Source organism: Shinella agrisoli, assembly GCF_046557955.1.
In the GTDB taxonomy this organism is placed as follows: domain Bacteria; phylum Pseudomonadota; class Alphaproteobacteria; order Rhizobiales; family Rhizobiaceae; genus Shinella.
The window spans coordinates 17,902-43,236 of the sequence record NZ_JBJIEP010000021.1 but is presented as its reverse complement, the minus strand read 5'-3'; the positions used below and the strand labels follow the sequence as shown (position 1 = coordinate 43,236).

23 protein-coding genes and 1 pseudogene are annotated in these 25,335 nt (G+C 64.7%); 4 read left to right on the top strand and 20 right to left on the bottom strand.

The genetic code is table 11. The annotated features are described in order from the left end of the window. The first annotated feature begins 21 nt into the window (after window positions 1–21). From ACIIOY_RS20530 to ACIIOY_RS20515, 4 genes are all read left to right on the top strand, one after another. Window positions 22–1,167, top strand: coding sequence for an ABC transporter ATP-binding protein (locus ACIIOY_RS20530; protein ID WP_411036538.1), 1,146 nt, complete (start codon window positions 22–24; stop codon window positions 1,165–1,167). Between the two features lie 72 nt (window positions 1,168–1,239). Continuing rightward, complete coding sequence (locus tag ACIIOY_RS20525) at window positions 1,240–3,273, top strand: aldo/keto reductase (protein WP_411036537.1); 2,034 nt, start codon at window positions 1,240–1,242, stop codon at window positions 3,271–3,273. A 14-nt stretch (window positions 3,274–3,287) separates the two neighbouring features. Further along, on the top strand, window positions 3,288–4,388 hold the full coding sequence (locus ACIIOY_RS20520) for a Gfo/Idh/MocA family protein (protein WP_411036536.1): 1,101 nt from the start codon (window positions 3,288–3,290) through the stop codon (window positions 4,386–4,388). Between the two features lie 17 nt (window positions 4,389–4,405). After that, the gene (locus ACIIOY_RS20515) at window positions 4,406–5,068 is read left to right on the top strand and encodes a ThuA domain-containing protein (protein ID WP_411036535.1); all 663 of its coding nucleotides are present in this window, start codon (window positions 4,406–4,408) and stop codon (window positions 5,066–5,068) included. Window positions 5,069–5,164: 96 nt separating this feature from the next. Here the strand turns inward: ACIIOY_RS20515 and ACIIOY_RS20510 are convergent, their stop codons facing one another. The 20 genes and pseudogenes from ACIIOY_RS20510 to ACIIOY_RS20415 form a co-directional block, all read right to left on the bottom strand. Beyond that, window positions 5,165–5,836, bottom strand: a complete 672-nt coding sequence (locus ACIIOY_RS20510) for an HAD family hydrolase (RefSeq protein ID WP_411036534.1) — start codon at window positions 5,834–5,836, stop codon at window positions 5,165–5,167. Between the two features lie 14 nt (window positions 5,837–5,850). Continuing rightward, a complete protein-coding gene (locus tag ACIIOY_RS20505; protein ID WP_411036533.1) occupies window positions 5,851–7,068 on the bottom strand; it encodes an NAD(P)/FAD-dependent oxidoreductase in 1,218 nt (405 codons plus the stop codon). Window positions 7,069–7,078: 10 nt separating this feature from the next. Beyond that, window positions 7,079–8,023, bottom strand: coding sequence for a helix-turn-helix domain-containing protein (locus ACIIOY_RS20500; RefSeq protein ID WP_411036532.1), 945 nt, complete (start codon window positions 8,021–8,023; stop codon window positions 7,079–7,081). A gap of 8 nt (window positions 8,024–8,031) precedes the next feature. Next, window positions 8,032–8,847, bottom strand: coding sequence for a carbohydrate ABC transporter permease (locus tag ACIIOY_RS20495; RefSeq protein WP_411036531.1), 816 nt, complete (start codon window positions 8,845–8,847; stop codon window positions 8,032–8,034). Continuing rightward, window positions 8,844–9,701, bottom strand: coding sequence for a carbohydrate ABC transporter permease (locus ACIIOY_RS20490; RefSeq protein WP_411036530.1), 858 nt, complete (start codon window positions 9,699–9,701; stop codon window positions 8,844–8,846). Before ACIIOY_RS20490 ends, ACIIOY_RS20495 begins: the two co-directional genes overlap by 4 nt. A 61-nt stretch (window positions 9,702–9,762) precedes the next feature. Further along, window positions 9,763–11,040 (bottom strand): ABC transporter substrate-binding protein, encoded by a 1,278-nt coding sequence (locus ACIIOY_RS20485; protein WP_411036529.1) that lies wholly within the window; start codon window positions 11,038–11,040, stop codon window positions 9,763–9,765. Window positions 11,041–11,170: 130 nt separating this feature from the next. After that, a complete protein-coding gene (locus tag ACIIOY_RS20480; RefSeq protein ID WP_411036528.1) occupies window positions 11,171–12,253 on the bottom strand; it encodes an ABC transporter ATP-binding protein in 1,083 nt (360 codons plus the stop codon). Between the two features lie 90 nt (window positions 12,254–12,343). After that, on the bottom strand, window positions 12,344–12,655 hold the full coding sequence (locus tag ACIIOY_RS20475) for a MocE family 2Fe-2S type ferredoxin (protein WP_411036527.1): 312 nt from the start codon (window positions 12,653–12,655) through the stop codon (window positions 12,344–12,346). Window positions 12,656–12,724: 69 nt separating this feature from the next. Beyond that, a complete protein-coding gene (locus ACIIOY_RS20470; RefSeq protein ID WP_411036526.1) occupies window positions 12,725–13,747 on the bottom strand; it encodes a sterol desaturase family protein in 1,023 nt (340 codons plus the stop codon). A 1-nt stretch (window position 13,748) separates the two neighbouring features. Then, window positions 13,749–14,584: pseudogene (locus ACIIOY_RS20465) on the bottom strand (sugar phosphate isomerase/epimerase family protein). A gap of 575 nt (window positions 14,585–15,159) precedes the next feature. After that, window positions 15,160–15,342 carry a hypothetical protein gene (locus ACIIOY_RS20460; protein ID WP_411036525.1) on the bottom strand — a complete coding sequence of 61 codons (183 nt, stop codon included), beginning with the start codon at window positions 15,340–15,342 and terminating at the stop codon, window positions 15,160–15,162. Window positions 15,343–15,637: 295 nt separating this feature from the next. Continuing rightward, window positions 15,638–16,699: an ABC transporter ATP-binding protein gene (locus ACIIOY_RS20455; protein WP_411036524.1), complete on the bottom strand. Its 1,062-nt coding sequence runs from the start codon at window positions 16,697–16,699 to the stop codon at window positions 15,638–15,640. Window positions 16,700–16,735: 36 nt separating this feature from the next. Further along, on the bottom strand, window positions 16,736–18,037 hold the full coding sequence (locus tag ACIIOY_RS20450; RefSeq protein ID WP_411036523.1) for a D-tagatose-bisphosphate aldolase, class II, non-catalytic subunit: 1,302 nt from the start codon (window positions 18,035–18,037) through the stop codon (window positions 16,736–16,738). Next, window positions 18,034–18,987, bottom strand: coding sequence for an SIS domain-containing protein (locus ACIIOY_RS20445; RefSeq protein ID WP_411036522.1), 954 nt, complete (start codon window positions 18,985–18,987; stop codon window positions 18,034–18,036). The genes ACIIOY_RS20450 and ACIIOY_RS20445 overlap by 4 nt, the downstream gene beginning before the upstream one ends. 11 nt (window positions 18,988–18,998) lie before the next feature. Continuing rightward, window positions 18,999–19,856: a carbohydrate ABC transporter permease gene (locus tag ACIIOY_RS20440; RefSeq protein WP_411036521.1), complete on the bottom strand. Its 858-nt coding sequence runs from the start codon at window positions 19,854–19,856 to the stop codon at window positions 18,999–19,001. Next, window positions 19,856–20,773, bottom strand: coding sequence for a carbohydrate ABC transporter permease (locus ACIIOY_RS20435; RefSeq protein WP_411036520.1), 918 nt, complete (start codon window positions 20,771–20,773; stop codon window positions 19,856–19,858). The genes ACIIOY_RS20440 and ACIIOY_RS20435 overlap by 1 nt, the downstream gene beginning before the upstream one ends. Beyond that, complete coding sequence (locus ACIIOY_RS20430; protein ID WP_411036519.1) at window positions 20,770–22,026, bottom strand: ABC transporter substrate-binding protein; 1,257 nt, start codon at window positions 22,024–22,026, stop codon at window positions 20,770–20,772. Before ACIIOY_RS20430 ends, ACIIOY_RS20435 begins: the two co-directional genes overlap by 4 nt. Before the next feature lie 17 nt (window positions 22,027–22,043). Next, window positions 22,044–23,021, bottom strand: a complete 978-nt coding sequence (locus tag ACIIOY_RS20425; protein WP_411036518.1) for an N-acetylglucosamine kinase — start codon at window positions 23,019–23,021, stop codon at window positions 22,044–22,046. Then, window positions 23,018–23,812 (bottom strand): DeoR/GlpR family DNA-binding transcription regulator, encoded by a 795-nt coding sequence (locus tag ACIIOY_RS20420; protein ID WP_411036517.1) that lies wholly within the window; start codon window positions 23,810–23,812, stop codon window positions 23,018–23,020. The genes ACIIOY_RS20425 and ACIIOY_RS20420 overlap by 4 nt, the downstream gene beginning before the upstream one ends. 164 nt (window positions 23,813–23,976) lie before the next feature. After that, window positions 23,977–25,293, bottom strand: a complete 1,317-nt coding sequence (locus ACIIOY_RS20415; RefSeq protein ID WP_411036516.1) for an alpha-glucosidase/alpha-galactosidase — start codon at window positions 25,291–25,293, stop codon at window positions 23,977–23,979. Window positions 25,294–25,335 lie beyond the last annotated feature (42 nt).

Here is a 25,335-nt window from a genome sequence, read left to right as displayed (position 1 = left end):
ACCCCGCACGGGAAGGACACGATGACAAGCCTCGAACTCCGCCAGATCCACAAGAGCTACGGCGCCTACCACGCCCTGCGCGGCATCGACCTCGCCGTCGAGCAGGGCGAGTTCATCGTCATGGTCGGCCCTTCGGGCTGCGGAAAGTCGACCCTGCTCAAGGCCATCGCCGGCCTCGAAAGCATCTCCTCCGGCCAGATCCTCATCAAGGGCCGCGACGTGAGCGGGCAGGAGCCGGGAGACCGCGGCATCGCCATGGTCTTCCAGTCCTATGCGCTCTATCCGCACATGACGGTCGCCGAGAACATGGGCTTCGGCCTCAGGATGGCGAAACGGCCGAAGGCGGAGATCGACGCCGCCGTCGCCCGCGCCGCGAAAATCCTGCGCATCACCGACCAGCTCGACAAGCGGCCGAAGCAGCTCTCCGGCGGCCAGCGCCAGCGCGTCGCGATCGGCCGCGCCATCACGCGCTCGCCGGACGTCTTCCTGTTCGACGAACCCTTGTCGAACCTCGATGCGGCGCTGCGCACGCAGATGCGCGTCGAGCTTTCCGGCCTGCACGCCGAGCTCGGCGCGACCATGGTCTACGTCACCCACGACCAGATCGAGGCGATGACCATGGCGAGCCGTATCGTGGTCCTCAACCGCGGCGCGATCGAACAGGTCGGCTCGCCGCTGGAGCTCTACCGCAATCCCGACAACCTGTTCGTCGCCGGCTTCCTCGGCGCGCCGCGCATGAATTTTTTCGACGTCACCGTGGAGGCCGTTTCGGGCGGCGAGGCGCGTGTCGCGGCCCCGGGCCTCGCGCCGCTTGCCGTGAGGCTCGCGGAGGGTGCCGCGGTCGCGCCGGGCGACCGGCTGACCCTGGGCGTGCGGCCGGAGAACATCGCGCTCCTCTCCTCACCGGGCGAGGATGCGGCCATCGACGGCAGGGTCCGGCTCGTCGAGCATCTCGGTCGGGAGACGATCCTCTACGTCGATGCCGCCCCGCTGCAATGCGTGGGCTCGGAGAGCGGCACCGGCAGCCTCACCGTGCAGATCGGCCAGGTCACACCCGTCGAAGCCGGCGGCCGGGTCTTTCTCTCCATCGATCCGCGCGACGCCTATCTCTTCGCCGGCGACGGCCGGCAGACCGTCACGGCGCGCAAGCCGATCCTTTCCCCGTAACCGGCGCGCGCCCTGCGCGCCGCCCATCCGACAGAAAACGCCCGCCTGCGGGAGACCGACAAGGAAAAGACCATGAACGACACAGACAGGATTCGCTGGGGCATCCTCGGGCCGGGCACGATCGCCCGGGACTTCTTCGCCGGCGCCGCCCAGTCCGCAAACGGCAGGGTGGTCGCGATCGGCGCGCGCGACCCCGGCAAGCCCGGGCTTGCCGAGGCCTTTCCGGGAACGCGGATCGTCGAGGGCTACGAGGCCCTGCTCGACGATCCGGAGATCGACGCCGTCTATATCGCGACCCCGCATCCGCTCCATGCCGAATGGGCGATCAAGGCGGCGGAGAAGGGAAAGCACGTGCTCTGCGAAAAGCCGATGGGGCTTTCCGCCGCGGAGGCCGACGCCATGTTCGAGGCGGCGCGCAAGGCCGGCACCTTCATGGCCGAAGCATACATGTACCGCCTCCACCCGCTGACGGCGAAGATCGTCGAGCTCGTCGGGTCGGGCGCGGTCGGCGCGGTGCGCATGATCACGTCGAGCTTCGGCTTCGCCAAGCTGCCCTTCGATCCGGACCACCGTCTCTTTTCCAACGAGAAGGCCGGCGGGGGCATCCTCGACGTCGGCGGCTATCCGGTGTCGATGGCCCGCCTCATCGCCGGCATCGGCACGCCGTCGGGCGTGATGGAGCCGGACAAGGTGACGGCGCTCGGCCACTTGGGCGAGACCGGCGTCGATGAATGGACTTCCGCGCTCCTCTCCTTCCCGAACGGTATCATCGCCGAGATTTCCTGCTCCGTCTCGCTCGCGCAGGAAAACGTGCTGCGCGTGCTCGGTACGAAAGGCCGCATCGAGGTGGACCAGTTCTGGTTCGCCGGCGGCAAGCAGGGCGGCACGAACACCATCCGCGTGATCGGCGCGGACGGCAGCCGGCGGGAGGTGCCGGTCGTCGAGCCCCGCCATCTCTACAGTTTCGAGGTCGAGGCGGCCGGCGAGGCGATCCGGGCCGGCCGCACGGAGCTGGCTTATCCCGGCATGACGAGAGCCGACACGCTCGCAAACCTCCGGGTGATGGACCGGTGGCGCGCCGCCATCGGCCTCGAATACGACGGCGAGAAGCATACCGCGCGCACGCGTACCCTGCGCGGCGACGTGCTCGGCCGCAGGATCGACCGGATCCCGCGCGGGCGGATCGCCGGGCTGCCGAAGGACATGTCGTTCGCCGCCCTCGGCCTCATGGAGTTTTCGACCTTCTCTTCCGCCGCCATCGTGCTCGATGCCTTCTTCGAGGCGGGCGGCACCCTCGTCGACACCGCCTTCCAATACGGCAACGGCACCCAGGACCGCCTCGTCGGCGAATGGATGCGCAGCCGCGGCGTGCGCGAGGAGACGGTGGTGATCGCCAAGGGCGCGCACAGCCCGCTCTGCTATCCGGACGTCATCGGCAAGCAGTTGGCGGTCAGCCTCGAGCGCATGGGCACCGACTATGTCGACATCTACTTCATGCATCGCGACAACCCCGACATCCCCGTCGGCGAATTCGTCGACGCGATGGACGCGGAGGTGAAGGCCGGCCGCATCCGCGGCCCCTTCGGCGGCTCGAACTGGACCCGGGAGCGCTTCGACGCGGCGATCGCCTATGCCGAGCGCACCGGCAGGACGAAGCCCAGCGTGCTGTCCAACAACTTCTCGCTCGCCGAGATGGTGCAGCCTGTCTGGGCCGGCTGCATCGCGTCCTCGGACGAAGGCTGGATGCGCTGGCTGGAGGAGAAGGGCGTCACCAACTTCGCCTGGTCGAGCCAGGCGCGCGGCTTCTTCACCGACCGGGCGGGCCGCGGCAAGCTCGACGATCCGGAGCTGGCCCGCGCCTGGTATTCGGAGGGCAATTTCGCCCGCCGCGACCGGGCGATCGCGCTCGGGCGCAAGCTCGGCAAGGACCCGATCCAGGTGGCGCTGGCCTACGTGCTGGCGCAGAAAGGCCGCATCGTCCCGCTGATCGGGCCGGGATCGCTCGCCGAGCTCAACCACAGCCTCGACGCCTTCTCGATCACGCTTTCCGATGCCGATGTCCGCTGGCTGCGGGACGGCGATGCCGGCCGGTCGAGCGCGGCCTGAAAGGAACGACACGGATGGATAGACTTCCGATCGGCATCATCGGCTGCGGCAACATCTCGGCAGCCTACCTGACGGCGATGGCCTCCTTCCCGATCCTCGACATCCGCGGCGTCGCCGACCTCGACGCGGCCGCCGCGCAGGCCCGCGCCGACGCGTTCGGCGTGCCGGCCCGATCGATCGAGGCGCTGCTTGCCGACGATGCCATAGAGCTCGTCGTCAACCTCACTGTGCCAAAGGCCCATGTCGCCGTCGCCCTGCGGGCGCTCGAAGCCGGCAAGCATACCTATTCCGAAAAGCCGCTTGGCGTCACCTTCGAAGAGGGCAGGCGGCTTGCGGAGGCCGCCGAGACCAAGGGCCTGCGCATCGGCGCGGCGCCCGACACCTTCCTCGGCGGCGGCCACCAGACGGCGCGCGCCGTCGTCGATTCGGGCGTGCTCGGCCAGCCGGTCGGCGGCACGGCCTTCTTCCTGTGTCCCGGCCACGAGCGCTGGCATCCCAATCCCGGCTTCTACTACGAGGCCGGCGGCGGGCCGATACTCGACATGGGGCCCTATTACATCACCGGCCTCGTGAACCTGCTCGGTCCCGTGGCCGAGGTCGCCGCCTTCGCGACCGCCCTGCGGAAGGAGCGGGTGATCACCAGCGAACCGCGCAACGGCGAGCGCATCCCAGTCGAGGTCGCCACCCATGTCGCGGGCGTCATGGCCTTCGAGAACGGCGCGGTCGTGCAGATCGGCATGAGCTTCGATGTTGCCGGCCATAGGCACCTGCCGATCGAGGTCTACGGCACGGACGGCACGCTCGTCGTGCCGGACCCGAACCGCTTCGGCGGCCCGGTCGAGCTCCTGAGGAAGGGCGGCGACTTCCAGCCGGTCGCCGTCGATCAGCCCTATGCAGACGGCAACTACCGCTCGCTCGGCGTCGCCGACATGGCGCATGCGATCCGCTCCGGCCGGCCGCACCGGGCGAGCGGGGCGCTGGCGCTCCATGTGCTCGAGGTCATGGAAGCCTTCCAGCGGGCCGCGGAAACGGGCAGAACCATCAGGATTACGACGCGCGTCGACCGGCCGCCACCCCTGTCGGAATCGCTGGCCGACGGCAGGCTCGTCCGCTAACCGAAGGAGGACACGACATGAAGACGGCACTCATCGTCTGGGGCGGCTGGGAAGGCCACGAGCCGGAGCAGTGCGCCCATATCATCGAGGCCATGCTGGAGGAGGACGGCTTCGACGTGACGCTCGCCGAAAGCACGGCCGCCTTCGCCGATCCCGCGATCCACGACCTGTCGCTGATCGTGCCGATCATGACCATGTCGAAGATCGAGAAGGAGGAGGCGAGGAACCTTGCCGCGGCGATCGAAAGCGGCGTCGGCCTTGCCGGCTACCATGGCGGGACGGGCGACGCCTTCCGCGACTGCGTCGAGTACCAGTTCATCGTCGGCGGCCAGTGGGTCGCCCATCCCGGCAACATCATCGACTACAGGGTCGAGGTGACCCGTCCGGACGACCCGGTGATGGCGGGGATCGCCGATTTCCCCTACACGTCCGAGCAGTACTACATGCATGTCGACCCGTCGAACGAGGTGCTGGCGACCACCACCTTTTCGGGCGAGCATGCCTGGTGGATCGACGGGGTCGTCATGCCGGTGGTGTGGAAGCGGAAATACGGCCACGGCCGGGTCTTCTACTCCTCGCTCGGCCACGTGGCGAAGGAGTTCGACGTTCCCGAGATGCGCACCATCTTCCGCCGCGGTGCCAACTGGGCGGCGCGGCATGGCGAGGCGGGCGGGGAGTAATTCTGAAGGGTCGGCACCCCGCCGGCCAAACCTTCCCCCTTGACAAAAGGTTTCGCTTCCGGCGGAGGCGCCGGGAGCAGAGCCGCGAGCAGATCCTCAAGGCCGCCCGCGATCTCGGCTTCGCAATCTGCGCAGGATTTCCTCCACGTCCGCCATGGAGTGAGCGACGTGGGTACACCGGTCCCGGAGGCTGCCCGTCTCGCCGTGTTCGAAATAGCCGATGAAGTGACAGCCGGCGGCATCGGCCGCCTGACGCCCGGCTCCGCTGTCGTCGATCAGCATGGTCCGCTCCGGCGCCACTTGCGCGCGGTCCATCAGCGATTCCAGCATGTAGGGTGACGGCTTCGGGTAGCCCGTGTCGTGCCCGGAGAGGATCATCGTACCGAGGCGGTCCCAGAGGCCGGAGGGTCCCAGCGTGATGCGCATCTTCGCGGCGGCGCCGTTCGATGCTATGCCGACCCGCACGCCCGCATCGGACAGGAACTGCAGCAGATCGGGCACGCCTTTGCTGGTGGCCACCCCCGTGCGCAGCCTCTCGTACATTTCGTCCTCGCAAAGCCGGTGCCAGTCCGCCGGCAGCTCGGCGCCGCATGTCCGGATGCTCGCCTCAATCTGGAACAGGGTCTTCCCCCGATAACGGGTGAGCACCTCCTCACTCCGGATGGGGTATCCGAAGCGGGTCAGGCTGCTTGCGATGGCTTCGGATGTCGGCTTTTCGCTGTCCACCAGCACGCCGTCGCAGTCGAAAATCACCAGGTCGATGGTCATGGGTTACGCTCGCGTCATCGTCTCAGCAGGGTTTTGAGATCGGCATCCGGTCGGCAAAGGATCGCGGGGTCGGGCGACTGTCCGGCTTCGATCAGCCGCTTGGCGATCATGTAGTCCCTGGGCGCGTTCATCGCGTCGCAGGCGATGAGCCGGTCCTGCCGGTAGTACCAATGAACGCGCGAGGCCGGCCTGGCCGGAAAGGTTTTCTCGTGGACCGCGTCATATCCGAGATTGAGGCCGGCGATCTGCAGATTGCAGTCATACTGATCGGACCAGAACCACGGCACGGTCGCCGGATCCTGCTCCTTTCCCAGAATGCCGCGGGCGACAGTTTCGGCGCGGTCGATGGCGTTCCCGACGCTCTCGATGCGGATACGTCGGCCGTTGTAGACGAAATTGGCGCAGTCGCCGGCCGCCCAGACATGGGGAAGGTTCGTGCGGCCCTCCGCATCGGTGTCAATGCCGTTCGACGTTGCCACTCCGGCCGACTGCGCCAGGCCGGTTTCCGGGACGACGCCGATTCCGACGACGGCGAGATCGATCGGCACCATCGTGCCGTCGGCCAGCTCGGCAGCGCTCACCCTTTCCGTGCCGGCCAGACGGGCAAGTCCCGTCGATACCAGGATGCGGACCCCCTGGCTCTCATGCAGGGCTTGGAAATAGGCCGAGGTCTGCGGGCAGGCGACACGCTGCAGAATGCGTGGCGCCATCTCGACCAGCGTGACCCGAAGGCCGCGACGGATGGCCGTTGCCGCGGTTTCGAGGCCGATATATCCCCCGCCGAGAACCAGGACGTGCCGCCCCGGGGCCAGTTCGGCGGCGAGCCTGTCCGTGTCGGCCATGCCGCGCAGGGCATGAACGCTCGCGAGGCTCCCGCCCATTTCGCCGGGCAGCTTCCGGGGAACGGCACCGGTGCAGAAGACCAGTTCGTCATAGGTCAGCCGGCTGCCGTCCTCCAGGCGCACGAATCGCGCGGCGGTGTCGATGCCGACAGCGGGCACGCCGGTGCGCAGCGTCACGCCGTGCTGCCCGTACCACGCAGTCTCGCGCAGCAGGATGCTTTCCCGTGCGGTATTTCCGAGCAGGATTCCCTTGGAGAGCGGCGGCCGCTCGTAGGGTGCGAACGGTTCGTCTCCGATCAGGGTTATGTCGCCCGCAAATCCCTCCAGCCGCAGGCGTGCGGCGAGCGCCACGGCCGCCTGGCCCGCGCCGACGACGACGATATGGGTCATGATGCCACCTTCATGATCGGGGTGCCGACCGCGGTGCGGTCCGGCCGGAAAGCGGCTGGAACGGGCGCAGGCTTTCCTCCGAGACGAGGCCCGCTCGCGCGCTCTTCCGGTAGGCGGTCGGCGTCATGTCCTTCATCCGCAGGAATTGCCGGTTGAAGCTCGCCAGCGTCTGGAAGCCCACCTCGTAGCAGATCGTGGAAACCGGCTTCTCGGTTGCATAGAGCAGGGAGCAGGCCTGGCCGATGCGCACGCGGTTGACGAATTCGACGAAGGTGTTGCCGGTGACGTTGTGGAAGCTGCGCGAGAAGGCGGTGCTGCTCATGCCCGCCATGTCGGCCGCCATCTCGATGGAGATCTTCTGGGCATGGTTCTGGCTGATATGATCGACGATCTTCGCGATGCGCGCCTGGCGAAAGTTGGCATCCGCATGAGTGAGCTTCACCACGGACAGGCCGCGCTTCTCCGCATGTTCGTTGACGCGCACGAGGAAGCGCAGGAAGGCGGCGATGCGCTCCGCCCCGCGTGTATCCCGGATGCGCTGGAAATGGCCGCGGGCGAAGGTCGGGTCGAAGCCCTCGAACCGGATGCCGGACCGCGCCAGGTCCCACATGCGGAACATCTCGCCGAATTCCGGAAAGGCGCAGGTCAGCCGCTCGATGCTTTCCACGCTGAACTGCACGAGCATGTCGCGCACTTCCACCGGCGCCGGGTGCGTGATCTCGTCCGTCACCCAGTTGTGCGGCACGTTCGGGCCGGTGAGGAACAGGTCGCCCGGTTCGAACTCGCCGACGTAGTCGCCGACAAACGCCTTCCCGCGGGTCTCCGTTATCAGGTGGAGCTCGTATTCCGGATGCGAATGCCACCGGCATGCCTCGGTCGGCCATCCATGCTCGAGATAGCGGATCGATTGCGTCGCGCGGTCGACATATTCGAACTCTGGCAGGATTATCGACATGACTGCACCTATTTCACCGCGCCCATGGAGAGGCCGCGGACGATGTTCTTGCGCAGGAGCACCACGATGACGGCGATGGGCGCGGTGCTGACGACGCCGGCGGCCGACATCTCGCCCCACCGCACCGCCAGGAAGCCGGTATACTCCGTCACCAGGAAAACCGGCAGGGACTGCACGTTGAAGCTCGTGAGCGTCAGCACCATGAAGAGATCGTTCCACGAGAATAGGAAGGCGAGCGCCGCCACGGTGAAGATGCCGGGACGGGCGATCGGCATTACCAGCTCCATCATGATCCTGAAGGGGCGGGCCCCGTCCATGGTGCCGGATTCTTCGAGGTCCGGCGGCAGCGCCTGCAGGAACGAACGCAGCACCCACACGATGACCGCGAGCACCAGCACGACATGGGCGATGCCGAGGCCGAGATAGCTGTCGAGCAGCCCGAAGGTCTGGAACGTCCTCGCGAGCGGCACGATGATGACCACCGCAGGCAGCATGCGGGTCGAGAGGATGAAATGCGCGACATCGTTCTTGCCGCGGAAGTCGAACCTCGCCAGCACATAGGCGAAGGGCACGCCGATCAGCAGGCCCAGCCCCACGCCGATGCCGGTGATGATCAGGCTGTCTCTGAAGGCGGCGATGAAGCCGGGATTGCTGACGACGCTGTAGTAGTTTTCGAGCGTCGGGGTGAAGAACACCTTGGGCGGAGACGAATTGAAATCTATCGGCCGCTTGAGCGACTGCACGACCATCCAGACCGCCGGGAAGGCGAAGAAGAGGGTGCCGACGCCGAGCCAGCCATAGGCGATGATCCTAGAAAGCCTCATTTCACGTCTCCCCGTGCAATCCTGTTGCCGGCATAGCGTGTGCAGGCGATGGTGAAGATGAGCAACCAGAGGCCGATGACCGCGGTGACGGCGGGATTGTAGAACTGGAACGCTTCCTTGTAGGCGCGGATGACGAGCGTTTCGGTCGCGTTGCCCGGTCCGCCCTGCGTCAGCACGTAGATGGAATCGAATGCCTTGAATGCGTCCATGAAGCGGAAGATGAGCGTGATGATGAAGACGTTCACCAGCATGGGGATGGTGATCGTCATCAGCTCCTGAAGCGGGCTTGCGCCGTCCATGATCGCCGCCTCGTGCGTGTCCTTCGGCAGGCTGCGGAAACCGGCGTGCAGGATCAGGAAGCAGAAGCCCGTCCATTGCCAGACATCAACGATGACGACGGACCACAAGGCCATGTCCGGGCTGGTCGTCCATAGAACGGGGCCGATCCCCAGGGAGCCGAGCAGGTGGTTCAGGATTCCGAAGGTGGGATCATAGATCGTCCGCCATGTCAGTGCCGCCGCCACCGGCATGAACGCCATGGGAAGGATGAAGACGGTCAGGAAGAAGGAATGGCCTTTCTCCACGACTTCCATCGCGTAGGCGAGCGAGAAGCCGAGCACGAAGGAAATGGCCGTCGAGAGCAGCGTGAACTTCACCGTCGTCCAGGTATTGACCCAGAAGGCCGGCGAGCCGAGCACCGACAGGATCGTGCCGGCCGTTGCCGGTCCCTCGCCGGACGGGCTTCGGAACGACAGGACCAACAGGCTGATCGTCGGGTAGAGTAGGAGCGCCAGCAGCCCCAGGACCACCGGCGCCGTCAGCCACAGCGCAAAATTTCGTCTCTCTCTGTCCATCACGCACTCGCAAGCAATACGGGGGACGCCCGCCGGCGCGATGCGACGGCGGGCGATGCGATCACTCCAGTATCTTCACCCACCGGGCCTGGGCATCCGCCATCGCCTGCTTGACGGGCTTGGAGCCGGTCAAGGCGTTCTGGACTTCGACGCGCAGCGCGTCGGCGAGCTCCGTCCAATGTTCGTTGGCCGGATAGAGCGTCGCGGTCGATAGGCTCGTCTTCACCGCTTCGATCAGGTCGCTGCCCAGGGCATCGACGAGCGCCTGGCCCTCCCATGCCGAGTGGCGCGGCGCGAGGATGCCCGCGAGCGCCAGATCGCGCTGGACGGGCTTCGAGGTCGCCCATTGCATGAAGAGCCAGGCCGCCTCCTTGTTCTTGGCGTTGCCCGCCATCGAGATCGTCCAGTAGTGCGAATCCGAGCGCGCACCGTTCGGACCGGCGGGATAGGCCGTGACGGCGAACTTGTCGGCGAGGTTCGACAGCGTCGCATCCTTCAGCCGGGGGTAGACGACATTCGCGTCGAGGAACATCGCGGCCTGTCCGGACAGCATTGCGGTGTTGATCTCGTCCCAGTCGTAGTTGGTGACGCCCTGCGGCGCATATTTCGCCAGCTCGACATAGGCCTCCACACCGGCGATCGTGCCCTCGCTGTCGAGGACCGGCTTCTGGTTTTCGTCCAGATAGCTTCCCCCGAAGGACTCCACCGCACCCAGCAGCGGCCACCAGAGCGTCGGCCCGCCGCGCAGGGTGATGCCGTCCATCCCGCCCTTTTCCTTGATGGTCCTGGCGGCGTCGGCGAGCTCCCCGAACGTCTTAGGAACGCTTAGCCCGAGCTGCTCGAAGACATCCTTGCGGTAGGCGAGGATCTGGGCCTCCGCGGTGATCGCGAGATTGTAGAAAGGCGTGCCGCCGATCGTCGCCGCCGCCTGCGCGCCGGGGAAGAAGTCGTTCCAGTCGTACCAGTCGGAATCGGTGAGTTTCGGATCCTTCATGTAGACGTCGATCGGGCTCAGCCACTTCTTGCTGTGATATTGCAGGTTCTGAGCGATCTGGGTCATCATGACGTCGAACTGGAAGGTGCCCGCCGTCAAGTCGGCCGGGACCTTGGCCAGAAACTGGGGCTCGGGCAGCTTGCGTAGGTTCACCTTGATGCCCGTCAGCTCCTCGAACTGCGGAACCAGGGGCTCGATGGCTTCCTGCCAGGGGTGGCGGACGAGCAGGATGTTGACGTCCTGACCCTTGAACTGCTGCCAGTCAATCTTGGCGTCGGTGAATTCGCCCGTTTCGGCCGCCATCGCCGGAATGCCGGTTGCGGCGATGGCGAGTGCGCTGCTCAATCCTAGAAGCGCCTGTCGTCGCGTTATGTGCATCACTGTTCTCCTCCTGTTGATGCCTGCTTGGCATTTCACGGTCGTCGGTCGACCGGAAGTGTTCGGCCCGTGACCCGGGCTCTTGTTGTCGTCGTGGTCAGACCGCATTCGCGAATGCAGGCGACGGAACGCACTCTCGCCGATCGCCGGTCACGGCGTCGAAGACATGGATCTTCGAAGGATCGAAGACGAGGTCGACGGTCTCCCCCTCTGCGAGGCGACAGTCCGGCGGCATCTTCACGTTGACGAGCTCTGCGCCGGTCCGCACCGCGACGAGGACAGCATCCCCCAGCAGCTCCGCAGCGTAGACGGTCCCGCCGAGATGCCCGGCCCCCCTTGCCGCAAGACAGATGTCCTCGGGGCGCTGGCCCAGGAAGACGGGACCGTCGGCCGTGCTGTCCACCCGGATGCTTCCGCCCGCATGAACGAAGGTCCCATTCTCGATCCGGCCTTCGAGCAGGTTCATCGGCGGCGAGCCGATGAAGCGTGCGACGAACGTGTTGGCGGGACGGGCATAGATCTCCGCCGGCGTCGCGACCTGCTGGATCCGGCCGTTGTTCAGCACCACGATGCGGTCGGCCAAGGTCATGGCCTCGACCTGGTCGTGGGTGACATAGATCGTGGTGGAGGCCATCTCCCGCTGCAGGTGCTTGAGATGGGTGCGCATCACCGTCCTGAGCTGTGCGTCGAGATTGGAGAGGGGCTCGTCCATGAGAAAGACGCGCGGGTTGCGCACCAGGGCGCGGGCGAGCGCCACGCGCTGGCGCTGGCCGCCCGAAAGCTCGGCGGGCTTGCGGTCCAGATGGTTCGAGAGCTCCACCTTCGCCGCCGCGGCCTCCGCCTTCCGGCGCGCCTCGGGCTTGGCGAGGCCGCGCACCTTGAGGGGATAGGCGATATTGTCGCGCACGGTCATGTGCGGATAGAGCCCGTAGCTCTGGAACACCATGGCGAGATCCCGGTCGCGCGCATGGATGTCGTTGACACGCCTGCCGTCGATCAGGATGTCGCCGGAGGTCGGATGGTCGAGGCCGGCCACCATCCGCATCGTCGTGGTCTTGCCGCATCCGGATGGACCGAGCAGGACAAGGAATTCGCGATCGGCGATGTCGAGCGAAATGTCCTTGAGCGCGGTATAGGCGCCGAATTTCTTCTCGATGTTCCTCAGTGATACCGTCGCCATCGTCCTCTTCCTCCCCTTGTTCCGCGACCGGCCGGTGCCGGTCGCCTCCGGCCGCTGGCTCGCTCGCCAAGGCGGTCTGGCCTCCATTCGTCAAATCTCGATGCTTACCCGGCCGTCATCGACCCGCGTGCGATAGGTGTTGAGGTTCACGCATGCGGGCGGGGTTTCCACCTCGCCGGTCGTGAAATCGAAGATGCTCGCATGCTTGGGACATTCGACGGTGTTCTCCATCACGAGGCCGTCGGCGAGATGCACGTCCTCGTGGGTGCACAGTCCGTCGGTGCAGAAGAACCTGTCCTCATGGTTGCGGTATACCGCGAATGTCCGTCCATCGTGGTCGAAGCGCACGACGCCTTCCGTCTCGATGTCATCGACGGAGCAGGCATCAACCCACTCAGCCATAGGCAGTCCCTCCTTGAATTCTGTCTTGTCAGGCGCGGATGGGCGCCGCACGGCGCGCGCGGCCGGCCGCTATCGTTTGGCCTTGCGAGCGCTCTGTCTTGCCGCTTTCCGCTTGAACCGCTCGAGCATGCGCTTCTCCGATTCCTCGCTGCCGTCGTGGAACGTGCCGAACCACTTGTCATAGGGCACGACGCCGTCCGAGTAGTTGCATTCGAAGAACTTGTGATGGAGGTAGTGATCGTAGCCGGGCATGTCGATCAGATTGGCCTCGCCGACCACCACCTTGTCGAAGCCGACATGTCCGGGTGCCGAGGCCAGCATGCAATGGGCCAGATGAAAGACGGAATGAATGGGATGGGCGGGGATGACCCAGTAGAGGATCACGCCCGAGAAGTAGAGCAGCTGCTCGACGGGATGCATGGCGAGCCCGGTCCACGGCGTGGGATTGACGCTGTTGTGATGGACCTTGTGCACCGTGCGGTAGAGCGGCGGCCAGTGAATCAGGCGGTGGATCACGTAGAAATGGAACTCGCGCCAGAGCGGGATGAGCGCCCAGATGGCGAGGAAAAGGACCGGATGTTCCGCCGGATCGAGATAGGGCACGTAGCCGTTGGCATAGAGGAAGAGCGCCGTGACCTCGAAAGCGGTCCAGACCGGAATGCCGAAGACGAAGGTCCAGAACAGGTTGTCCAGCAACTGGTTGTGGAACAGGAAGGCGTCGTTTCTCTCGCCGGGCCACTTGCCGTTGTACTTGAAGCTCAGGCCCTGCGTGCGCTTGATGTAGAGCACGAAATGGAACAGGCCGTACCAGATCGCCGTGAGCGTCGCGTTGCGCACCAGGATGAAAGCGATCCATCCCGGCTCCAGCGTCTTCATCGTCGCCATGTCCGGCGTCAGCCAGAGCCAGATACCAAGCACGATGAAAGCATAGAGGATGTTCCAGGGCAGGAAGTAGCCGGGCCACCACAGAAGCCATTTCAGGAATTGGCCCGGACGCGGCGGCCATACGAACACCGGTGCGTATTCATACGGCTGGGCGGGCTTCCAGTCGCCCCGCTTGTTGCGGGTTCCGTAAGTTGAATCGTCTACCATTTCACGCACCTATCCTGCTTGGATTGAGGTCAGCGGGCGCGGAGGCCCGTGTCGCCTCCCAGGTCGCCCACACGAGGTCGCGCAGCATCAGCGCTTCCGCCCAGCGGTCGGTCGTGTCGTTGCCGTCCGGGCCGGTGATTGCATAGGGCTTGGGGCGAGCTCGCAGACGAAGGCGAGCGTGGCATCCGGTGCCGCGCGCCTCTGCCAGCTCCGGAAGGCGTAGTCCCACCAGCCGAGGAAAAGGTCGAGCCACGGGCGATGATGCGGATAGCCGATCTCGATCTGCACCTGCTCGCGGCTTGCGACGCGGCCGTGCAAGGCCCAACAGTTCTCCAGGACGCGGTGGATATGGCCGTGGTTTTCCTCGGAGACCGGCCAGGCGAATTCGCGCCCCACGAGGAAGTGCGAGAGATCGCCGACGAGCTTGAGGTCGGGGAGCTGGTCCAGCAGGTCGAGGACGAAGAAGAGGTCCGTGGTCATGCGGTCGCGATGCGTTTCCACGTAGACCGGAAAATCGACCTCTTCGGCGAGCCGCTGCCAGCCCTCCAGGATCGGAACGCAATCCTCGATCCGGCGCAGGCGTGCCATGGGGTGGATGTTGAGATGATGGACGCCGGTTTCGGCGGCCAGCTCCAGCGCCGGCTTGAGGTCGTCGACCGTCAGCGGAAGGCAGACGGCCTCGGCCTGCAGCCCATGCGATTTCAACAACCGGGCGAGCCTCAATGTCTGCGCCCGATCCTGCCAGTCCGCATTGATGCCATCGAAGCCGGCATCGGCGATCATCCGGAGGTTTTCTTCCAGGGATCTCTCGAAGCCATCGGTATTGCGACGCTCCATTGCCCACAAGGACTGGAAAATCAGCAGCTTTTGCAAGGGCCTCTCCCAAACCCGGCAATCAAACTCGCAAAAGCTGATACGAAAATTCAGACATTGATCAATAATGACCGTCCATTTTGACGGATTGTGAGGAGGGATCGGCATAAAATGATCAGTCTGACGCTGTGATCACGGGCCGCGGCATCTTTTCGCCAGATTACGCCTTGCCCGCCTCGTTCTGCTCCAATCCTAATTCCCCGAGTAGGGTGACGAAGCTCGGATCGTCGCGGGTCGGCCGGAAGGCAGGATCGGGAAGGATGCTGACGAGCCTAGGCTCGTGCCGGGTGCGGTTGAGACGCAACCAGGCGAGGGCCTGCCGGGCGCGACCGGCCGCCGCGTGGTGCCGCGCGATGTCCAGGGCGAGCGCATTGCCACGCTCGTATAGGCGATTTCGACCCGGATCATGGCGTCGGCCATCGCCGCCTTTCGCCAGGGCGGCCCGGCGGATGGCACCAATCTCGGCCGGGAACGCATGGCGGGAGCGCCTGAGTGATGAAATTGGGCGGCCCCGCTGTTGCTGGACCGCGACCGTTCATTCACCCGTTCATTTTCGTCGGAACATCCTCGCCCGGTACGGGTGTGACGTCAGGTGCTTCTTCCGGGGCGACATCAGGTCCGGGTTCCTCGATCGGGCGCTCCGGGATGTCTGGCAGCGAGTCGGGTGTCTCCTCAGGCGGAACCTCCACAGGCTTTTTGGGGTCCTTTGGGTCATCGGCCATATCGGTCTCCTTTCATGTCGACCAATCGGCTTGGGGCTCGGAATGTTCCCGGCTTGTCGTGCGATCTTGCGCGCGAACTCCGGATGCGCATCAGCCTGCCCCGCCGCTCGGCGCCGTGGGATATGCTTGCCAAATGGATGCGGAGGTGGTCCCCGCATCCGCTCCGGGTTCTTGAAACCCGGTAATCAGATATCCGGCGTATCGCGAAGGTCGGCTCGAAGGGATCACGATGCACGCGAATTCAGAAGACTGAAGTGCTGCCTAACGGATCGCATCAGAGCGCCGGCTTTTAAGGCTATATTCGGCTTTCGGTTTGCGCGTCGAACATGTGGATCGTGTCGAGATCAAAACCCACTGAGATGGTGTCTCCTGGCCGCACGCCGATCCGGTCTCGCACGGAGGCGATGATCTGTGTGGCGCCAAGGCTCGCCGTGATCTGTATTTCGGCGCCCGTCGGCTCGATGAACGATACCGTCGCATCCACTCCGCCTCGATTGATGATCAGATGCTCCGGGCGCACGCCGTATATCGCTTCCTGGCCTCGCTCCACGGGGCACTCCTCAGGTAGTGGCAATCGAGCACCGCTCAAGGTGATAAACTCGATTGGCCCCGTCTCGCTGATTCTTCCCGGGATGAAATTCATGCCCGGCGAACCGATGAAGCCGGCGACGAAGAGGTTGACCGGCCGGTCGTAGAGATCGAGCGGGGAGCCGATCTGTTCGACATGGCCGTCGCGCATGACGACGATCCGGTCGGCCATCGTCATCGCTTCGATCTGGTCATGGGTGACGTAGATGGTCGTCGTCTTCAGGCGCTGGTGCAATTGCTTGATTTCGGCGCGCATCTGCACGCGCAATTTAGCGTCCAGATTCGAGAGCGGCTCGTCGAAAAGGAAGACCTGGGGCTGGCGCACGATGGCCCTGCCCATCGCCACGCGCTGGCGCTGGCCGCCGGAGAGGTTTCGCGGATACCGGTCGAGCAGCCGTTCAAGGCCAAGGATTTGCGCCGCCTCGCGCACGCGCCGCTTGATCTCCTCCTTCGGTGCCTTTGCAAGCCGCAGCGAAAAGCCCATATTTGCTTCCACCGTCATATGCGGATAAAGCGCATAGGATTGGAACACCATCGCGATATCGCGTTCCTTCGGCTCGACGTCGTTGACGACCTTGCTGCCGATGGCGATGTCTCCGCCGGAAATTTCCTCCAGCCCCGCGATCATCCGAAGAAGCGTGGACTTTCCGCAGCCCGACGGGCCGACGAGGACAACGAACTCGCCGTCCGGGATGTCGATATCGACCCCGTGCAGGACCTCGAAATGACCATAGGCCTTGCGGGCCTTCGTTATCGTGACTGGTGCCATCATTGTCTCCAGCGGAATGGATGGGTCTGGTGCGGTCTATCGTTGCGCCGTCGCGGCTCGATAGGGCGCGAGCGCATTGTCGATTGCGGCGAGGCACAGGTCGCGGGCGTTCGGCGCGACGCGGCCGGCGACGACCTCCGGATAGAGCCGGCCGAGATACTGGCTGATCAAGGTTTCGGGGATCCGCTCGGGAAGTTCGGCGAAGAGTCGCTCCACGGCTTCCAAGACTTGCCTGTCCGGCCAGTAGTAGCGGATCCGATCGCTGTAGCTGAAATGGCGCTGCAGCCGCTGCGCCTCGGCGGTGCCGTCGTAATGGCCCGACCAGTGACCGGGATCGGCCAGCATGACACCCTCCAGGATTGAGGGCAGGCTCGGCGATGCGGTCCGGCCGGCAACCGCCTGGCGTATGGCATCGAGCCCATAGAGGGCCTCCCGGAGTGCGAAGGTCAGCCCTGGCCCTACCTTCAAAATCCCGAATCCGCCATCGACCAGGGCGGAGAGTTGCTGAGCGGGCTGATAGTCCGTCGAATGGGCTTCGAACAGGAGACCCGGCATGGCGTCGAGCGCCGATACGAGCTTTTGCGCACGATCGGGCTCGTAGAGCACGACATTGGCATTGCCGAATTCGACGCCGGGTTGGACGACGATGCCGATGACGCGCTCGAGAGCGGTTTCGACGCCGGCCGCGGTGAAGGCGGAGCGATGGACGGCAAGCGTTTCCAGCACGGCTTCGGGGCGGGTGATTTCCAGTTCCTCCAGCGCGTGCGTCGCGCCCCCGGGCGGAGGAACCTCCGTGCCGATGACATAGACCGGCGGCTTTCGGCCGGCGCGCTTCGTGGCGTCCTCGGCAGCGCGCGCCAGACGCGCGGCTCTTTCCGCCGTCAGCGTATCGGGAAGTGCGGCTGGCTCGCCTTCGCAGCCCATCGACGTATCGAGATGAAGCTTTTCGAAGCCGGCCTCGACATAGGCGACGATCATCGCTTGGGCGCGGTCCATGGCCTCGTCCGCAGGGAGTTTCCGCCATGGGTTCGGGCCGAGGTGATCGCCGCCAAGGATGAGGCGGTCGGCAGGAAAGCCGACAGTCACGGCGATGCGCTCGACGAAAAGCCGGAAATCGGCCGGCGTCATGCCGGTATATCCGCCCTCCTGGTTGACCTGATTGCAGGTCGCCTCCAGCAGGGCCGCCCGATCCTCGCGCGCTGCATGGCGCAGGGCCGCCTCGACGACGAGCGGATGGGCGGAGCACACGGAGGTGACGCCTCGCGGTAGTGGCAAATCCCTCGGCTCGAACAGCTTTGCAAGCGCAATGCGCCGGTTGCGTTCAACGGCGGCGCTCATTCCAAGGTCACCACTTTCGTCAGGTGACGCGGCGCGACGGTATCGATCCGCCGTGCTTGCGCGGCGCGTTCACCGAGGACCTGGAGGGCAGGCAGGAGGACGAGACCGGCAACGGCCGGATCGGCGTCTACGGGAAGCGCCACGTCGCCCGGACCGCCCAGGCCCACGACGAACGCGCCCTTGTCCCGCAATTCCCCGACGAGCTTCGTCTCGGCGTCCTTCTGGTCGGCGCTGTAGAGCATCACGACGGCTGTCTTCTGGTCGACCAGGCTGATCGGTCCGTGGCGGTATTCGAGCGGATGAAAGGCCTGGGTCAGGACCTGGCTCATCTCCATCAGCTTGAGAGCGCCTTCCGACGCGATGCCGAAGAGCACGCCGCCTCCGAGGAAGACGACATGCGAGCGCTCGTGGATCCGGGCGGGGAGCGACGCATCGAGCGCTTTCGCGAGCGCTTCCGCCGAGGCGGGGGTCGAGGCGGGGATGTCATATCCGACCATCTGCATGCCGAGAAGCAGCATGAGGCTTGCCGAGGCCGTCATCACGATGCCCTCGTCCGGATGGGTCGCTGCGGCGACGATCGCGTCGCAGTTTCTGGCAAGCGCGCTCTGCGGCTCCACCGTCAGGCCGGTGACGAAAGCGCCGCTGGCGCGGCTTTTCCCGGCGGCGGCCACCGTCTCGGTCGTTTCGCCGCTGCGCGAGATCGCGACCACATGGGTCTTCGTCCAATCGGGCCAGAAAAGTGACGGCCGGTTGAGCCATTCGTCGCCCGGCACCGCGATCGCCTGCCGTCCGGCACCGTTGGCATAGGCCGCCAGGGAAAGCGCGAGATAGTAGGACGTGCCGCAGCCGACATAGACGAGCAGGTCGCTCTTCTCAGCGGCGGTGTTCGAGCCGATTGCCTTTTCCCAATAGGGGAACTGCTCGAAAATCACCTTTTCAGTCGTATTCATAATGTCTCCGATTATTTTACCGAGCCGGCCAGCAATCCGCTGACGAGGTATCGGTTGAGGAAGATGACGACGAGCGCGGGAATGATGATCGCGATGGATCCGCTCGCCGTGATCAGCCCGTAGTCGATGAAATTCTTGGTGACGAATTCGGGGATCAGAACCGTCAGCGGCTTGGTCGCCTGCGGGGAGAAGATGAGGGGGACCAGATATTGGCCCCAGGCCCCGAGGAAGGTCAGGATGGCAGCCGCCGTCAGGCCGGGGCCGGCGAGCGGAAGCACGATATTGAAGAAGATGTAAAGCCGTCCCGCGCCGTCGAGCCTTGCCGCCTCCTCGAGCGCAAGCGGCAAGGCGTCGAAGACGCTCCGCAAAAGCCAGAGGGAGAGCGGCAGATAGGCCGAGACATAGATGAGGGCGACGCCGACATAGGTGTCGACGAGCTGCATCTTGATCATGATTTGGTAAAGCGGGATGAGGACGGCGTAGGCGGGGATCGCGAGCGTGGCGACGACGGTCGCGAAAAGCGCGCCGCGGCCCGGAAACGGCATGCGGGTGAAGGCATAGGCTCCAAGAGACGAGATCGCGACGCAGAGCACGGTCGCCGCCACCGAGGTCACGAGGCTGTTGAACAGCGCCGCGCGGAACTGCTTCCACACCTCGACGCCACCGATCCGGGCGATGTTGATGCCGAGCAGCCGCGAATAATGATCGAGCGTGAAATTCTGCGGAAAGAAGCGGATCGGCCGCATGGAGAAATCCGCCGTCGGCGTCACGGAGCTGACCACCGTCCAATAGATCGGCCCGAGCGACCAGAGAAGCAGGAGAGCGACGCCGGTCCATATCAGCAAGCGGTAGGGAAGCGTGGGTTTCATCAGTCGAACCGTGTGTTGCGATAGACGCGAAGGACGTAGACGAGCGAAACGAGGAGCGAGACGAAGGTGATGGTGACCGAGAGCGCCATCCCGTAGGAGAAGCGGAGGTTCTGGAACGTTTCGAGATAGATCTGCACGAGGACGGGGCGGGTCTCGAGGCTGGCCCCGGAAAGGACCCAGGCCTCGTCGAAGAGGTTGAAGGCGTTCACCGTGGCGTTGGTCATGGCGACCGCGATCGCGCTTCGGACGAGCGGGAGCGTGACGAGGGTGAACATCTGGCTGCGGGTCGCGCCGTCGATGCGTGCGGCCTCGTAGAGATGGCTCGGAATGCTCTGCATGGCCGCCAGAACGATGACGATCGTGAGCGGCATCATGCGCCAGACATGAACGACGGTGACGGCGATGATGGCGCTGGTGCGGTCGTTGAACCAGACGTGGTTCTCGAACGGCAGGCCCAGGGCCGAGAGGATGCCGTTCAGGAGACCGGCGCCCGGCTGGTAGATCCAGAGCCAGATCACCGAGTTGACGACGCCCGGGAGCGCCCAGGGCAGAATGACCGCCGCCAGGATCCATCGTCGTCCCACTTTCACCTGATTGATGAGTGCCGCGGCGAGGACGCCGAACACTGTCTCGGCGACGACGGCGAGGGCGACATAGATCAGGGTATTGGTCCATGTCACGCCGAGCTGCGCGTCGGAGAGCATGCGCGTATAGTTGTCCAGCCCCACGAAGGGCGTGCCCGCCTGCATCGGGTTGACCCGGTGCAGGCTGTCCCAGAGGGTGCGCGCCATCGGATAGAAGACGAGCGCCGCCATGGTGAGAAGGATGGGCGCGACGAGCAGCACGCCGAGGGTGGTGTCGGCATGGAAGCCGACACCCCGCTTTCCGGCCGTTCGGCCGGCGACGACCGCTGTCATTGCGCCATGGCCTGCTTTGCAGCCTCGGCGATGCTTTCGACGGCCTGCTCGACAGTCATTTCGCCCTTGGCGGCGCTGTTGATCGCCGTGTTCACGCCGCTGGAGAATTGCGGATACCAGGGGGGCGTGCCCTGCGGGAAAAGGGCCTCGACGGTCTTCGACTGCGCGACGAGCGCGTCGCCGCTGTTGAGCTTGCCTTCGGAATTGAGCTCGGCGAGCACGGAGGTGCGGGTCGGCAGGAAGCCGTTCGCCACATTCTTCTTCTGGAATTCCCGGCTCGTGAACCATTTCACGAAGGCGATCGCCGCTTCCTGATTGGCGGAGACCTTCGGTATGGCGAGCGCTTCGGGGAGGCCGAAGCTGCGGGTCTCGCCGCTTTCCGTCGGGACGAGGATCGCCTCGACCTCGCCCGCCACCTTCGACTGATTGGGATCGTTCATCTGGCCCAGCCGGCCGGGCTCACCCGAGATCATGATGCTGGTGAGGCCCTGGGAAAACATGCTCTCGTTGATCTGGCTGTCCTTGAGGCCGGTGGAGGCCGGATCGACCAACCCTTCCTTCAGCAGCATCAGTTCGAAGGCCAACGCCTTGTAGCCCGCGGAGTCCGGCGTGGTGAAAAGCGGATTGAAGTCCTTGTCGAACAGTTCCCCGCCGAAAGCCTTGGTCAGGAGATACCAGCTGGTCGACGCCCCTTCCGTCGCCGAGAGCGGCAGACCGATGGGATAGGTCGAGATCCCCTTTTCCTTGATCCTTTTTGCGGCGGCGACGAGGTCGTCGAGAGTCTTCGGCATTTCCGTGACGCCCGCATCGGCGAAATGCTTCTTGTTGACGAGCATCACGCGGAAGTCGTTGGTATAGGGTATTCCGAGCAGCTTGCCGTCGACCGTGAAAATCTTGGCGACGCCGATGTCCGCAACCGTTTCCGCATCGATCACGTCGTTGAGCGGCAGATACCAGTCCGCGGCAGCGAACTGGCCCGTCCACGACCAGTCGAATTCGGTGACGTCGGCCGGCGCGGTGCCGGCGACGAGCGCCGTCACCAGCTTCGGGCGGATGTCATCCCAGGACAGGGTCTGCAGATCGACCTTGATGCCGGTTTCCACCTCGAATTCCTCGGCGATATTGGCGCCCTGGGGTGAGGGCATCAGCACCGTGATCGAGGCGCCAGCGAGCGGCTTCGAATCCTCGGCGAATGCCGGCAGCGCCATGGCCAGCGCGCCGGAGGCTAACAGTGACAGTATGATTCTACGCATGTTCCCATCCTTCTTTGTTATTGGAATTTTGAACCGGTTATCGACTGCGCGCTCGCCGCTCGCGTGGATGCGGCGATAGGCTCGAGCCAGCCGTCGTTGAGCGGCCAGCCGAGATTTTGGGCGGCCGCCAGAAGTGCGCCGCCGATCGGGGGAAGCTTGGGCACCCTAGGAGCGGTGCCGATGCGGCGCTCCAGGGCTTCGAGCAGGAGCGTGCTGGCGAAGGTGCCTCCCGCATAGGTCCAGCCGGCATTCTCCCCGCAGTGGCCGGCGACCGCCGTGTGATGGCGCGCCAGCGCATCCGCAGCGCGTTCCAGCAGGTCCCGGGCGGCGGCATCGCCCGCCCGTGCGGCACGATCGACCAGTGCCGACAGGGCCGCGATGCTCGATCGGGGCTTCGCCAGCGACTTGACCCACCCGCCCAGACCGTTCATCGGATCCGAAAGGTCGAGGTTCAGATGCTCGAAGACGATATCCGCCAGCGCCGTTTTCGGGGCGCGTCCGTCGAGGCTCTGGCTGACGAGATTGAGGGCCAGGCGGCCGATCCAGTAGCTGCTGCCTTCATCGCCGATGACATCGCCCCAGCCGCCCGAACGGGCAGGGCGGCCGGCCGCGTTTCTCGCCCAGGCCATGGAGCCCGTTCCGGACAGGATCAGGATGCCCTCCTTACCGGCGAAGGCGCCGAGATGGGCTGCATCGACATCGTTCAGGATGGCCGTGCGAACGGCCGGAAACATGTCCGCAATCGCCGCTTCCTGAAGGGCGGACAGATGCTTGACTTCGCCATAGGCCGGCAAGGCGGCCGCCACCGATGTAAGCTTCGGCTCGTGGCGAAACGGCGCGATGTGCCGGTCGAGCTCGGTCCGCCAGTCCGGATTGTCCATGGGATTGACGCCGCTGCCCAGGCTGGTGCGCAGGATCTCGCCGCTCCTGTTTGCAAGGGCGACACGGATCGTGCTTCCGCCGCCATCGATACCCAGGATGAGCTCGCCGCTCATTCCTGTGCACCGAGCTGTGCGAAGGCCGTCTCCACGCCAGCCTCTTCGAGCTGGCGGCGCCATTGCGCCGTCAGGCCCGTGTCGGTGATGAGCCGCGCATCGGCGAGCGGCGAGACCTTATAGGTGGCCGTCATGCCGAACTTGGAGGAATCCGCGAGCACATAGCGATTGGCCGAGCGGCTCAGCATGCGGCGGTTGAGGCTCGCTTCCGCACTGTCGACGCTGTAGATCGCACCATCCGGGCTGACCGCGCTCGCGCCAAGGAAAAGCTGATCGAACCAGAGCCCTTCGAGCATGGCTTCCGCCTGCGGGCCGACGATAGACGCGTTCTCGCTTCGCAGCTGCCCGCCCAGAAGAGTGACTTCGAGGTTGGGAATGTTCAGGAATTCCTGGGCGACGATCAGCCCATTTGTGAAGATGCGCAAGGGTATCGGATTGATGCGGATGAGCCGCGCGAGCTGAAGCACGGTCGTGCCCGCATCGAGGAAGATCGCCGTGCGCGGCGAGAGCAGCTCGTAAGCTGCATTGGCGATCGCGCGCTTGGCGGAAAGCTGGCGCTTCTCCCGTTCCTGAAAGGCGAGCTCGACCGAGGAACCCTCCGCAATGCGCGCGCCGCCATGAACGCGGTCAATGACGCCGTTCTGTTCGAGCACCTGAAGGTCGCGCCGAATGGTCGCGAGCGACGCGCCGACCGCATCCGCCAGATCCTGGATCGTGGAAAAGCCGTTCGCATAAAGATGGCTGCGGATCGCATCCAATCGATCGGTCTTTATCCCGCCGTTCTGGCTCATTGCAGTGCTTCCCCTCGCAACATCTTGCGTCAAATTCTTCCCATATAAAATCAATGTCAATCACTTTTATGATTTTTTATGATCTTTTTCGGGCGGCAAACGAGACGAAAAAGGCGCCTTTCCCGTGGAAAGGCGCCTTGCCAATTGATTTTGACGGCTCGTCGTCAGTGATATTCGGGCAGAAGATCCCCATGTCGTTCGATCATGTCATCAACCAGAGACCAGATCTGGTCGGGCGAAAGTTCCGCCGACGTATGCGGATCGAGAAGCGCGGCCTGATAGATGCGGTCCCGGCTTTTCGTCAATGCAGCTTCCACCGTGAGTTCCTGGACGGAAATGCTGAGCTTCATCACCGAGGCGAGCTGCGTCGGGATCCGGCCCACCCGGATCGGCTGGATGCCGTTCCTGTCGACATGGCAGGGCACTTCGACGATGCACTCCGGCGGAAGATTCTCGATCAGGCCGTTGTTGGGGACGTTTCCATAGATCAACGCCGGTGCGCCGGTGGTCGCCGCATGGATGATGCCGGCGGCATATTCGTTGCTACGGCTGACAACGACCGGCTTGTTGCCCTCGAGATCCTGGCGGAGCGCATGCCAGCCGGCGATCTGCTCCTGGCATCGGCGGATATATTCGTCGAGCGGGATGTTCAGCGCGCCGATGAGCTCCGGCTGGCGTTCCTTGATGTACCAGGACGTATATTCGGAGAAATGCTCGCTGGATTCCGTGACGAAATGACCGAGCCTTTTCAGAACGTCGAAGCGGACGCGGTCGTTGTCCGGCACACGGCCTTCGGCGGCAAGCGCCTTCAGGCGGGGATAGAGGTCCTCCCGCCTGCCATCGCCATGGATTTTCTCGTATGTCAGGAAGAAGGCGACATGGTTGATGCCGGCGGACAGGTAGTTGACGTCGGCGATATCCTCGCCAAGGCATGCCGCGAGATGCGCGGCCGTGTGCTGCACGCTGTGGCAGAGCCCTACCGTGCGAATGCCCGGCGCCAGTTCCTTGATGGCCCAGCAGTTGATCGCCATCGGGTTGACATACTGCATGAGCAGCGCGCCGGGGCAGACTTCCTCCATATCGCGGCAGATCGCCTCGAGAACCGGAATGGTCCGCAGCCCGCGGAAAATGCCGCCGATGCCGAGCGTATCGGCAATGGTTTGGCGCAAACCATATTTCTTCGGCACTTCGAAATCGGTGACGGTCGCCGGCTTGTAGCCGCCGACCTGCATCATCAGAATGACGAAATCCGCGTCCTTCAGGGCTGTGCGCCGGTCGAGCGTCGCCTCGACCCGCACCGTCGCAAGGTTGAGCGCTTCGCAGATCCGTCGGGTGACGATTTCGGACGTTTTGAGGCGTTCGGCGTCGATGTCGAACAGGCTGATCACATGGTCGTGGTGAGACGGCGTCGCCAGCACATCTCCAAGAATGTTCTGCGCAAACACGGTGCTGCCTGCACCAACCAGGCAAATCTTCGGCATCTCGATCTCCTGCTGATCACCTCGTCAACGCTATCGCCCATT